Origin of the sequence: Clostridium sp., from assembly GCF_051650885.1 — a bacterium.
Classification (GTDB): Bacteria; Bacillota; Clostridia; order Clostridiales; family Clostridiaceae; genus Clostridium.
On the sequence record NZ_JBOFRG010000123.1, the window covers coordinates 1 to 12,284 of the forward strand.

The 12,284-nt window shown below is 28.7% G+C and carries 12 protein-coding genes; 2 read left to right on the forward strand and 10 right to left on the reverse strand.

Annotated elements, in window-relative coordinates:
* Nucleotides 1-347: 347 nt before the first annotated feature.
* Complete coding sequence (locus ACRC28_RS06025; RefSeq protein ID WP_438542546.1) at nucleotides 348-806, forward strand: pyridoxamine 5'-phosphate oxidase family protein; 459 nt, start codon at nucleotides 348-350, stop codon at nucleotides 804-806.
* 45 nt (nucleotides 807-851) lie between these two features.
* Here the strand turns inward: ACRC28_RS06025 and ACRC28_RS06030 are convergent, their stop codons facing one another.
* From ACRC28_RS06030 to ACRC28_RS06055, 6 genes are all read right to left on the reverse strand, one after another.
* Entirely contained in the window at nucleotides 852-2,819 is a 1,968-nt protein-coding gene (locus tag ACRC28_RS06030; protein ID WP_438542547.1) for a YgiQ family radical SAM protein, read from the reverse strand.
* Nucleotides 2,820-3,027: 208 nt separating this feature from the next.
* Nucleotides 3,028-3,588, reverse strand: a complete 561-nt coding sequence (locus ACRC28_RS06035) for an undecaprenyl-diphosphatase (RefSeq protein ID WP_438542548.1) — start codon at nucleotides 3,586-3,588, stop codon at nucleotides 3,028-3,030.
* 130 nt (nucleotides 3,589-3,718) lie between these two features.
* A complete protein-coding gene (locus ACRC28_RS06040; RefSeq protein ID WP_438542549.1) occupies nucleotides 3,719-3,979 on the reverse strand; it encodes a hypothetical protein in 261 nt (86 codons plus the stop codon).
* Nucleotides 3,980-4,036: 57 nt separating this feature from the next.
* The gene (locus ACRC28_RS06045; protein WP_438542550.1) at nucleotides 4,037-5,089 is read right to left on the reverse strand and encodes a peptidoglycan-binding protein; all 1,053 of its coding nucleotides are present in this window, start codon (nucleotides 5,087-5,089) and stop codon (nucleotides 4,037-4,039) included.
* 68 nt (nucleotides 5,090-5,157) lie between these two features.
* A complete protein-coding gene (locus ACRC28_RS06050) occupies nucleotides 5,158-5,865 on the reverse strand; it encodes an MBL fold metallo-hydrolase (RefSeq protein ID WP_438542551.1) in 708 nt (235 codons plus the stop codon).
* 132 nt (nucleotides 5,866-5,997) lie between these two features.
* Nucleotides 5,998-6,420, reverse strand: coding sequence for a hypothetical protein (locus tag ACRC28_RS06055; protein ID WP_438542552.1), 423 nt, complete (start codon nucleotides 6,418-6,420; stop codon nucleotides 5,998-6,000).
* Nucleotides 6,421-6,639: 219 nt separating this feature from the next.
* Between ACRC28_RS06055 and ACRC28_RS06060 the strand changes: the two genes are divergently transcribed.
* On the forward strand, nucleotides 6,640-7,668 hold the full coding sequence (locus ACRC28_RS06060; protein WP_438542553.1) for a hypothetical protein: 1,029 nt from the start codon (nucleotides 6,640-6,642) through the stop codon (nucleotides 7,666-7,668).
* A gap of 32 nt (nucleotides 7,669-7,700) precedes the next feature.
* On the opposite strand, the gene ACRC28_RS06065 is transcribed toward ACRC28_RS06060, so the two are convergent.
* From ACRC28_RS06065 to pepT, 4 genes are all read right to left on the reverse strand, one after another.
* On the reverse strand, nucleotides 7,701-8,027 hold the full coding sequence (locus ACRC28_RS06065; protein ID WP_438542554.1) for a hypothetical protein: 327 nt from the start codon (nucleotides 8,025-8,027) through the stop codon (nucleotides 7,701-7,703).
* A 22-nt stretch (nucleotides 8,028-8,049) separates the two neighbouring features.
* Nucleotides 8,050-9,147, reverse strand: a complete 1,098-nt coding sequence (locus ACRC28_RS06070; RefSeq protein ID WP_438542555.1) for a YARHG domain-containing protein — start codon at nucleotides 9,145-9,147, stop codon at nucleotides 8,050-8,052.
* Nucleotides 9,148-9,164: 17 nt separating this feature from the next.
* Nucleotides 9,165-10,934, reverse strand: coding sequence for a serine hydrolase (locus tag ACRC28_RS06075; protein ID WP_438542556.1), 1,770 nt, complete (start codon nucleotides 10,932-10,934; stop codon nucleotides 9,165-9,167).
* A 191-nt stretch (nucleotides 10,935-11,125) separates the two neighbouring features.
* A partial coding sequence (gene pepT, locus ACRC28_RS06080) for a peptidase T (RefSeq protein ID WP_438542557.1) occupies nucleotides 11,126-12,284 on the reverse strand: 1,159 nt, incomplete at its 5' end.

A 12,284-nucleotide genomic window follows, 5' to 3' on the forward strand; every position in this document is an offset into this window, starting at 1 on the left:
ACGCTAATCCTAAGCTCCCTTGCCAAACTTCTAATAGAAGGCAAAATTTCATCCTTCTTAATACTCCCTCCTTCAATTTCTTCTTTAATACATAAAGCAATCTGCTCATAAATAGGAACACTAGATTTATTCGTAATAAAGATATTCATAAAAGCCTCACCTCCAACTGTTTATGCTGTATACTACTGTTCATATCCTATATATACAGTATATTCCATAAAATGTAATTTGTAAATATTTAACTGTATAATTTTTCAAATTTATATTTCAAACTATTAATATTTCCTCCAAAGTCATATATACTAGAATTATGTAAATTTTTTCTATGAAAAGGAGTTATATAATTTATGAGATTAAACTATAATGATTTAAAAAACGAGGTCATATCAAATTTAGAAAAAAATAAAACTTGGGTATTATCTACAGCATTAAATAACAATGTTTCTTCAAGATCTATGAGTATTATAAATGTGGGTTTAGATATATATTTTCAAACAAATAAATGTTATTTAAAATATAATCAACTTAAAGAGAATAACAATATTTCTTTATGTTTTAATAATATTTCAATTGAAGGCATAGCCGAAGAAATTGGCAATTGGACTGATGAACAGAATAAAGAATTGATGGAGTTATATAAAAAAGTTCATCCTAGTTCTTTTAAAGCATATGGTTTATTAGATGGTCAAGTTGTGTATAAAATTACTCCTAAAAAAATCAAAATGTGGAAATACATAAATGGAAACCCAATCCGTCAAAACCTTCACATCGAAACAAAGCAAGCAGAACAATTAAACTTCATGTAAAAAGGAGAGCTATCTCTAGCTCTCCTAATTCTTAATTCTTAACTTTTAATTCTTAACTTTCTTAAAGCTTCCTTTTCCCTTCTTAGGTCCATGCTTCTTTTTCCCACCTGCAACTGAAGGTTTTCCTTTTCCTTTAGCGCCTGGTTTAGAAGAACTTGATTTTCCTCTAAAGCTTGCAGATTTTCCTCTCATACTTGCAAGGTATCTTTGCTCTTTAGATTGAATTAAGCATTTAGGTCCGTTTCCTATAAGATCTTCTCTTCCTGCCTTCATAAGTGCATCATAAACTAAATTATAGTTTTGAGGCTTTTTGAATTGAAGTAATGCTCTTTGCATTGCTTTTTCTTCTTTTGTTTTTGGAACATATACAGGCTTTAATGTTCTTGGATCAAGCCCTGTGTAGAACATTGTTGTTGATGGTGTTCCTGGTGTTGGATAGAAATCTTGTACTTGCTCCGGTTGATATTTTGTATCTCTTAAATATTCTGCAAGTTCAATTGCTTCTTTAAGTCCACATCCTGGGTGACTTGACATAAGATAAGGAATTAAGTATTGCTCTTTTCCTGCTTTCTTACTTAATTTAAAGAATTTCTCTCTAAATTTATTATAAGTTTCTCCTGATGGTTTACCCATATATTTTAAAGCTTCTGGTGCAACGTGTTCTGGTGCAACCTTTAACTGTCCGCTTACATGGTGTTCTACAAGTTCTTTAAAGAATGTATCGTTTTTGTCTGCCATAACGTAATCGTATCTTATTCCTGAACGGATGAATACTTTTTTAACCTTAGGTAAACTTCTAACTTTTCTTAAAAGATTTACGAATTCAGTGTGGTCAACCTTCATGTTTTTACATACTCCAGGAGTAAGACATTTTTTCTTTTTACATGCTCCTATTGTAAGTTGATGCTCACAAGCTTCTTTTCTAAAGTTTGCTGTTGGTCCTCCAACATCATGAATATATCCTTTAAAGTCTTTATGTTCTGTTATTCCCTTAGCTTCTTCTAAAATAGAATCTTCACTTCTACTTTGAACTGTTCTTCCTTGGTGGAATGTTATTGCACAGAAGTTACAGTCTCCAAAGCATCCTCTTGATGATACTATACTAAACTTAACCTCTTCTATTGCTGCAATTCCTCCATCCTTTTCATATATAGGATGGTAATCCTTCATATATGGAAGTCCATACACGTGGTCAAGCTCTGCTCTATTTAAAGGCATTTCTGGTTTGTTTGCTACAACATATCTTTTTCCATGAGGTTGAACTAATTGTTTTCCTCTTATAGGGTCTTGTTCTTCATCTTGAATGTTAAAGTCTTTTGCATAAAGAACTTTATCTTCTGCTATAGTTTTAACATCATTTAAAAGAATATAATCTCCATATAATTCATCTAAAGATTCAACTACATAAGATGTTCCATTTACGTGTCTTATATATTTTGCTTCAAATCCATCATTTAAAGCATTTGCAACTTCTACTATTTGCTTTTCACTCATTCCATAAACAAGTAAATCTGCTCCTGAATCTATAAGAATTGAATTTCTTACTGAATTGCTCCAATAATCATAATGTGCCATTCTTCTAAGACTGGCTTCAATTCCACCAATTACGATGTTTATGTTTTTAAATGCTTCTCTTAATTTATTACAATAAACTATTGTTGCTCTATCTGGTCTAAGTCCCATTTTCCCACCTGGTGAGTAAAGGTCTTTATCTCTTAATCTTTTACTTACTGTATAGTGGTTTACCATAGGGTCCATGTTTCCACCATTAACTAAGAATCCAAGTCTTGGCCTTCCAAGCTTCTTAAAATCATCTAAACTATGCCAATCTGGTTGTGGAATTATCCCTACTTTATATCCTGCCTCTTCTAATACTCTTGATATTATTGCAGTTCCAAAACTATGATGGTCTATGTATGCATCTCCTGTTACTATAATGAAATCACATTGCTCCCAGCCACGTTCTTCCATATCTTCTCTACTTATAGGTAGAAAACCTTTTGTTTTAGTCATTTAATCACCTTCTATATTATTATTCTTATGTTAAAATTCTTATTTTTTACTCATATCATTTTATTATATATCTTTATACTTTTAATTCCTACCTTATTTCTCGACTTTTTTAATTTTTACTTTAAATATTTATATTTTTTCTTATAAATTTTATATTATTTTAGTAAAAAAAGATGATTTATCCATTTTAATAAATCATCTTTATATTCTATCCAAATATTTTTTTATCAACCTTTAAATATAAGTTTTCAATAGGTTTTCTTAAAAGTTTTTTATAAATGAAACTCATAATTATAACAACTATGTATGCACCTATAACATCTCCTGGGTAGTGATTTCCAACGAACACTCTTGAAAATGCTACAAACACTGTTCCTATTATCATTAATACTCTTAAAACTTTACTAAACCATCCAAGCCCTACTGCTATACTAAATGTTCCTATAACATGGTCGCTTGGGAATGATGCATCTGCCTTATGTGGCACTAATAGATTTACTTGATGTGTTACAAAAGGTCTTGGCTCAAACCAAATCTTTCCTATAATAGAACTTATAATCAAGTTTATCACTGTAAATACGCCTGTACTTATTGCAACTTTTCTTATATTCTTGTCTCTTTTTCTCATTCCTATTATGAATACAGCAAGTAATATTAATGCATATATAATAGGAACAACTTTAGTGAAAAATATCATAATCCAATCTAATACTGCACTTTTGTATGCCAGTCCATTAATCAAGTAAAACAAATGTAAATTTAACCCCATTTTTTACTCTCCTTTTCTTTTGTTTTATAGCAAAAAATAATGCTAATATCATTAATATTAGCATATTATCTTTATTTATACTGTTACTTTTTAATTAAGATTGGATTAAAGGGATGTTTAAAAACTCCCTTTAATCTAATGATATACTTATTATTTCCTCTATATCATCTTCTTGGATATCTTCTTCTGATGGTATGTCTTCTTCATTGTATTTTCCACTTGTTACTTCAACAAATTCAATTTGGTCTAAATCTTCAATGTCTTTTAAATATCCCTCATCAATTATTTCTAATTCATCAGAATCAACCTTAACTGTTGCTATGCATGTTGCACTAAATATAAATCTTTCTTCTACAATAAACTGTATTTTTACTTCTCTTCTACTTATCATATTTTTCTCCATAAAATTTATTTATTTTATCTATATGAAAAACATTTTTAAGTTGTTCTATCTTTTTAAAAATAATTCTCTCCAAGTTGCTTTATTTACTACTCCTGTTACTTTCAAATTATATTTTTTCTGAAATCTTTTTACTGCTGCAATAGTATAATCACCATAAATTCCGTCTACTCCTGTAGGTCCTACACTAAAACCATTATCTTCTAATCTTGTTTGTACAATTTTTGTTATTGGTCCTCTTGCATTTCTCATAATTAAAATACAACTATCTAAAGTCTCTTCTGTAAAACATCCATTTACTTTTAATCCAGCTTTAAACTGAATATTTAATTGTCTTTGTAAGTTCGCAACTATTTCTCCCTTTATAAAACCTTTCATACTTTCACACTTTTCTTCTGGTTTCACATCTGGTTTTGGTTTCACATCTGGCTTTACATCTGGCTTTGGTTTCACATCTGGCTTTGTATCATGTTTTTCACAACATCCACAATCGCATCCTTTATTTAAAAATATAATTTCTTTTATCTCACAAATTTCAAATTTCATCTTTAACTCTTCAATAACAAAATTGTTTGAATAACTAAAACAAGTCCAATCACTCCAAACAGTACTATTGCTCGGCATATCTTTTTCCTTATCTACAACCCAAAACATATTATTTCTAAGTCTTATATCCAAATTTTCATTTGCAAAATTTATTTCAGCTTTTATAATACAATCCATTCCTAAATTTTCTTTTATTCTTTTCAAAAGCTTAAGGCACTTATCTGAAAATACCTTTTTTGTAGTTCCAGTATTTTTTGTAATCTCTACTACTGGGTAAATATCTACCGATATTTTATTAATTATGTTTGCAATCATAATGCTCTGAAGATTTATAGATTTTGTGCAATCTATTTCAAAGCATCCCCCTACTAGAAGACCTTGTTTTTTAGCTTCTTCACACTTTTTAACAATATTTTTTTTCTCCCATTTTAAACTACATGGAATCTTAAAAACAACTGCATTTATTCCCGTATTTTTAATTTTTTTAAAGTCAATATTCCCACTTATATCCTTTATAAGTATTGCTTTTTTTCCATCTTTTTTTCTAGGTTTCATAAACCTCTCCTCCAAAACATTCTACTATTACATTAGTAGCACATTTTAAGAAAAGTGTTCCTCTTTTTTTAGAAATTCTTTATTTTTTCTTTTACATTATCAGAATAAACACCACCATGGTAACAAATCAGAGTATCTATATCATAATTTAAAAGTCTCTTTATAGATTCTTTTGCTTTTTCCATATCAAGTGTATATTGTGGATTTGATGGAATAAGCTCTCCATTTACAACTACCAATGCATCTCCCGTAATTAATGTTTTCTTTTCCTTAACTAAAACTGAAATATGTCCTGGCATATGTCCTGGAGTTTCTATTATCTCAATCCCACCTATAATATCTCCATCCTTAACCGTCACATCAACCTTTACATTTTTAACTGTACTAAGCCTAGCTTTATAAGCCTCTAACTCTTTTCTTTTTTCTTCATCTACTTTATCAATTATTTTATTTACATTTTGAATTCTTAAAAATTCTTCTTCACCACTTATGTATTTAGCTTCTTCCTTTGATGCTATAACCTTTATATTGGGATGTTTTTCCTTTATTTCATATAATCCACCCATATGGTCAAAATCTTGATGAGTTATAATTACTTTTGATAATTTATTTATATCCATTCCCTTTTCTTTTAAACCATTTTTTATCATTTCATATGAATTCATCATTCCACAATCTACTAATATTAAATCCTTCTCATCTTCAATTGCAACTAATGTTACTATAAAGTCTCCGCCCATATCATATTTTAATTCTACTGTTTCTAATTTTATCATTTTTTCTCGCCTTCCTTACGTATATATTAAGCATTATTATTATTCTACATAATACCAAAAATATATGTATTTTTATTTACCTATATTTGAATAAAAAAAAGAGCTTATCTCTAAACTCTTTTTAAAATCTATTTATGCTATTTTATATCTATCTTTTATGTAGCTTATATTTTCAAAACCTTCTTTTGACAATGTCTTTATTATATAAGCTCCATTTATATTCTCTATTTCTATTCCTACTGCTTCTTCATTATCTTCTTCATTTGATATTGAATATATATTTATTACTTCTCCATTTAAATGAATAGCTTGTTTCACATTTTTGTATTCTAAAAATGGAACATATAATTTATTGCCATCTTTTTTTATATAATTAAAAAATTGCTCTTCTAAGCATCCATTATGGTTAAAGTTTAAAATATCATTTTCCTTTAAGCCTTCAATCCACCATAATATATCCTTATGATTTAATTCTTTTCTATAATAATTTAATATATCTCTTATAAATGACTTTACGTTAAAATCGTCCACCTTTATTTTTATCAATCTACACATATAAACATCCCCTCTTCTTTTGTTAACTCTTTATTAACATTATACACATTTTATACTTTTTTGTCTAGTTTTATCAGTTTTTTCACTTTTTTTATTTTTAAATTCAATTTAGTGCTATAAAGTTAATCCTAATGTAATATTACCGTTATATTTATATGTTATCCTTTAAATAATAAAGCTTTAATCTACTTCAATAATTTAATATTGGAGGTAATTTAAATGAAAAAACACAAATTTCCTTTAATTCCTACAGTTATTTCTATAGGGATTATTTTAGCAATTATAAGTGTTATTGCTTATTATTTTATATATCAAGATTCTGTAGTTGTTACAGCTGTTAACAATTCTAAGACTGCTTTAGAAAATGGCCAGCTACAAACTGCCATTTCAGATCTTTCAAATGTAGATACTATAACATATGCAGATAATAAATTAGTTCAGACACAGGAAGTTGCTATTCAAAACTTTAAAAATATTTCTACTCAATATAATGAAGCTATTTCAGATATGAATAATTCTAATTATCCAGAATGTCTTTCAATTTTGAATTCATTACATACAAATAATAAATACTTAAATGAAAGAATTAAAAACGCATTATCTATCTCAAATACTGGATATGCACAACTTCTTTACAAAGAAGGTATTCAAGCACTTCAAGCTGATGACAGTCAAGCTGCTGCAAGCTATTACAACACCCTTTCAAGCAAGTATCCAAATAGTCCCTTCACAAAACAATTAGAAGCCTATTTAAACGGAACTGCTAAAGGAACAATACATTCATTAAATATAGAAATTTCAAGACCAATGATTTCACCAATTGGATCTACTCCAACACCTGCTCCGCAGACTGATGCAGTAGTTACTCCATTCGTACAAAATGCGACAACTTCCACTGTCTCAAATGCGTCACAAAATCTTGAGAATTCAAATTCTGAAATTCAAAATAATAGTGAACAAAATAGCAATACTAATAGCAGTTCTAATCAAAGTACACAAAGCACTTCAATTAGCAGCTCAGATAGTAATTCAAGTGCTACATCTCAAACAGAAGAACCTGCACCTGCTTCTACTAGCCAAAGTGTTTCAAGTAATCAAAGTAATAGTTCTAGTTCATCTTCTGATTCTAGTTCTAACACACAATCTTCAAATGCGACACCAGTAAAAGCTAGTAATAAAGGAGTTTCACAAACTTCTACTTCTTCTGAGACACATACAGTTCAAACTAAAGAAGCACAAAAAAATTAACCTGAAAAAGGAACTGAAAATTTCAGTTCCTTTTAAATTTCTTTAAATAATTCCTCTGTCACTTTTGAATAAATAATAGTTCTAATATTTTCTTTTTCTCTTAAAGACACTCTTTCATTTTTTAAAATTTCTGTTGTTTTTTTATCCACAATTTCTTTTACTTTTTTTAAATCTACACCCTCTATTTGTTTATATTTTTTAGAGTATTTTTGTCTTTCCTTTTCTTTTTTCTTAACTTTTTTATTTCTTAATTCAACAAGTGTCGCACCTACTGCTGCTCCACCTATTACAGATGTCCATAAGACTAGATTTATCATATTTTCACCTTCTAGTATTTTCTTTATTCTATTTTTATGCAAAGGATTATCTTATAATTCTAGTTTATCTTTCTTTTTCTAATTTAAGTAACAATTGAATATTTTTCACTTCATAATCATTTAATTCAGAGTCAGAACCTTTAAATGAAGAATCTTTAGTATACCAATCTTTTTCATTAAAGTAACTTTTAAATGGCTCTTGATTAAATACATATCCATGTCTTGCATATATTTCATTTCTTGCTATTGCTAATTCTTCTTTAGAATAAATTCTTAATTCCTCTTCATTTAAATATCTATCGCTACTATCTTTGAAAAGCATATCTTCTTCATTTTCAGTAACTCCTGTATCTGTTCCTATGCTTTGTCCACTGTTATTTTCATTTAACTTCATTATCACATTAGTATATAATGCATCATTTAAGTTATATCCATATTTGCTAGCTTCATCTAATATTTTTTTTGCATCTTCATATTGTCCATTATCATATTTTGATATTGCATCAGCCTTTAAAACATCTAATGCTATTTTATTTTTTTCTTCATCTTTCACATTTTCCATTCTTTTTAAATATCCAATATTGCTAGAATCATTTTTTAGTAACTTTATTACCTCGCCTTTTACTTCATCAAACTTTTCAAGCTTTGCAATTTTATCATAGTATACGAATTTTTCACTTACACTGCTTGTCGCTTCCACATCATTCTTATACTTTTTATATAAAATATCATCATATAAAAAGTATCCTAAAGCACCACCAGCTGCTATTACACAAACTAAAGCTATTCCTATTATTTTCCCATTAGATTTTTTCTTTTTAGTTTCAACATTTTTAGGTTTTTGAAGCTTTTCTCCTGAGCTTTGTACTCTTTCTTTTTGTAAATCTACTTTAGGCTTTTCTAGGCTTACCCTTGCTCTTGATTCTTCTCTTAATTTCTCTTCTTCTCTTCGCTTTGACTCTTCCCATAGTCTAGCCTCTTCTTTTAATCTAACTTCTTCTCTCAGCTTAGCTTCTTCATTTATATTAGGCTCTTTCACTTCTTCTCTAGCAGTATTTTCAACCTTAACATTTTCTATTTTAGCCTCATTTTCTAAACCACATTTACCACAAAACTTTACATTGTCATTTAGTTTATTCCCACACCTTTTACAAAATCTCATGTTTCTTAATCCCCTTTTTATTTTTTATATTCCATATATTTATCATATACTCTCTTCGAAATATTGCTTATAAAATTCTCTTGATTTTCTTTACTTCCCTTATCAGTAGTAACACAGATAACATATGCACCTTTATCAGTTATTACTATTCCTGCATCGTTTTCTACATTTGTGTACTCACCTGATTTATGCATTACCTTTACCCCTTTTGGTAATTTATTAGGAATCTTTTTCTTTACTGTATTTCTTTCCATTAATGCAAGCATTCTTTTATCAACTTCCTTGGAAACTGCTTGTCCGTTATATATTTTACTTAAAGTAAGTGCTAAATCTGCAACTGATGTATAATTTTCTACTCCACTATTTATGGCATTTGAATCCATCATTTTTCTATTTAATTCTGTATCAATGCATCCCATAGCTTTTATTCTTTTATTTATATTGTCTATTCCTAAATGGTCTATCAACATATTTGCAGCTACATTATCACTTGTTGTCATCATAGCTTTTAAAAGTTCTTCTATACTAAAACTCTTTCCAACAGGTCCATTTGCTATAGTTCCTGAACCTCCCACCTTATCACTTTGTGTATATACTAATTTATCTGTTAATGATAAGTTATTTCTGTGGATTTGATAATAGGCTTCAATCATTATATAAATCTTTATAACACTTGCTGCTACTGTCTTTTTATTATTTTTTATTACCACATCTGAATGATTTAAATCTTTAAAGGCTATTGAATAATTCCCCTTTAAATTTTTTGATTCTGCTACAATTTCATTATCCACTGTCTTTTTTAATTCATTATATTTATTTATATCAAGTCTATGTTCTTTTTTCTTAACTTCAAAAGTATCTTCTTTTTCACCTATAAACTCGTCACTTTTTGCCTTTAATATCACATCTTTAGCAGAGACTTCTGTACTATCTGTTTTGTATTTAAGCATATATTGTTTTTTAGATTTATTTAAGACTTTCTCATAAACCTTATTTAACTCTTCTATTCTATCTATATTTATATACTCACCATTAGTTTCTTTTGTTATATTCTCTAATGCTACCGTATTATAATTTCCTTGTGCTCCTATAATATATATTGGAATTCCATATTCTTTAGATAATTTAATAACATCACTTTCACTACTTTTACTGCTTGTATCTTCACCATCTGTAAATGCAATAATACATTTTAATCCATCTTGCATATTAGTTTGGTTTAATCCATCAATTAATGCATCATATAAAGCAGTTTGTCCATAAGTGTCTAACCCTCTTATAGAGTTTAAAAGCGACTCCTTATCACTTGTAAAATAGTTGTTTACACGAGCTATGTCATTAAACTCAATAATACTAACCTTATCCCCTTTATTAAAGTTAAGATTATTTAAAAAATCCATGGCAGCAGTTTTACACTCTCCCATATTATTTTGCATACTTGAGCTTGTATCCATTATCATATTAATACTTATATTTTCATCATCATTTAAAAATTTAATTTCATCAATCTTTCTTTCTACTAGCTCTCCATTTATCTTTTCGTTTATTGTGAAATCATTTAAGGTTAAATTTTCTAAAATCTTATTTTCTTTAGAATCCTCTACTGTAAAATAAAGTTTTATTTCTGGAAAATAATTTGTATCAACTTGTACTAAGTCAATTTTTACCTCTTCTCTGTTTTTCACTTCTTCTTTTTCTTTAGGTATAAATTTCTCTGCTCCACAGCCTACAAATGTAAATGGAACTAATAATGCACCTAATAAAGCTGCACTTAATTTTCTTCTCATAAAATCCCCCCATTGTATAATGAAACCTAATGTAAGTTTCTAACCCTCATTTTCACTAAAATAATTTAGCAAATTTAATTTTATCACATTTTACCACTATTATCATTTTATTCCTAAATATCTGTCTTTATATATTAAAAAAGCTTCATAAAAGATTTTTCAATCTTTTATGAAGCCTAAATTTAAATTATTTACTTTTCACCATAAAGCTTTGCTATATTAACTATTGTTTCTACAGCTTTTTCCATAGACTCTATTACAACATATTCAAATCTTCCGTGGAAGTTTTCTCCTCCAGTGAATATATTTGGACAAGGAAGTCCCATGAATGATAATCTTGAACCATCAGTTCCACCTCTAATTGGTTTAATTGTTGGTACTACATCTGCCATTTTCATCGCCTTTTCTGCAGTATCTACTATATGCATTTCAGGTTCAACCATTTCTTTCATATTTTTATATTGGTCTGTTATAGTAAGTTCTATTCTATTATCATACTTTTCATTTAACTTTTCTGCAGCCTTTTTGAAGTCTTCTTTTCTTTTTTCGTATGACTCTTCAAAGAAATCTCTTATTATAAATGCCATATTAGTTTCTTCAACTTCACCTTTTATGCTTATCATGTGTGAGAAACCTTCATAATGGTCAGTTTTTTCTGGAACTTCATTTAATGGAAGCATTGATAAAAATTCATATGCTATCATTTGTGAGTTTACCATTTTATTTTTTGCATATCCTGGGTGAACATTCTTTCCTTTTATAGTAACTTTAGCACCTGCTGCATTAAAGTTTTCATATTCAAGTTCTCCAATTCTTCCACCATCTACTGTATATCCAAAATCTGCATCAAATCTTTTTACATTAAAGTGGTCTGCTCCTCTTCCAACTTCTTCATCAGGCGTAAATCCAACCTTAATATCTCCATGCTTTATTTCAGGATGGTTTACTAAGTACTCCATTGCTGTCATTATTTCAGAAATCCCTGCTTTATCATCTGCTCCTAAAAGAGTAGTTCCATCTGTTGTAATTAAAGTTTTTCCCACATACTCTTTCATTTCAGGTGATTGCTCTGGATCTAAAGAAAATTCTTCATTTAATTTTATTACCCCACCATCATAATTTTTAACGATTTGTGGATTAACACATTTTCCATCCATGTCTGGTGCTGTATCCATATGAGCTATAAATCCAACCTTCTTAGCTCCTTCAATATTTCCTTTTAATGTTGCATAGATATATCCATTTTCATCTTGCTCTACATCTACAAGTCCAATTTCCTTAAGTTCTTTAACTAATGCATCACCTAATACTAATTGCCCCTTAGTACTTGGCACTGTATTACTTTCTTCA

Coding starts and splice junctions, on each gene's coding strand:
- ACRC28_RS06025 (WP_438542546.1), top strand. CDS start 348: ATGAGATTAAACTATAATGATTTAAAAAACGAGGTCATATCAAATTTA.
- ACRC28_RS06030 (WP_438542547.1), bottom strand. CDS start 2,819: ATGACTAAAACAAAAGGTTTTCTACCTATAAGTAGAGAAGATATGGAA.
- ACRC28_RS06035 (WP_438542548.1), bottom strand. CDS start 3,588: ATGGGGTTAAATTTACATTTGTTTTACTTGATTAATGGACTGGCATAC.
- ACRC28_RS06040 (WP_438542549.1), bottom strand. CDS start 3,979: ATGATAAGTAGAAGAGAAGTAAAAATACAGTTTATTGTAGAAGAAAGA.
- ACRC28_RS06045 (WP_438542550.1), bottom strand. CDS start 5,089: ATGAAACCTAGAAAAAAAGATGGAAAAAAAGCAATACTTATAAAGGAT.
- ACRC28_RS06050 (WP_438542551.1), bottom strand. CDS start 5,865: ATGATAAAATTAGAAACAGTAGAATTAAAATATGATATGGGCGGAGAC.
- ACRC28_RS06055 (WP_438542552.1), bottom strand. CDS start 6,420: ATGTGTAGATTGATAAAAATAAAGGTGGACGATTTTAACGTAAAGTCA.
- ACRC28_RS06060 (WP_438542553.1), top strand. CDS start 6,640: ATGAAAAAACACAAATTTCCTTTAATTCCTACAGTTATTTCTATAGGG.
- ACRC28_RS06070 (WP_438542555.1), bottom strand. CDS start 9,147: ATGAGATTTTGTAAAAGGTGTGGGAATAAACTAAATGACAATGTAAAG.
- ACRC28_RS06075 (WP_438542556.1), bottom strand. CDS start 10,934: ATGAGAAGAAAATTAAGTGCAGCTTTATTAGGTGCATTATTAGTTCCA.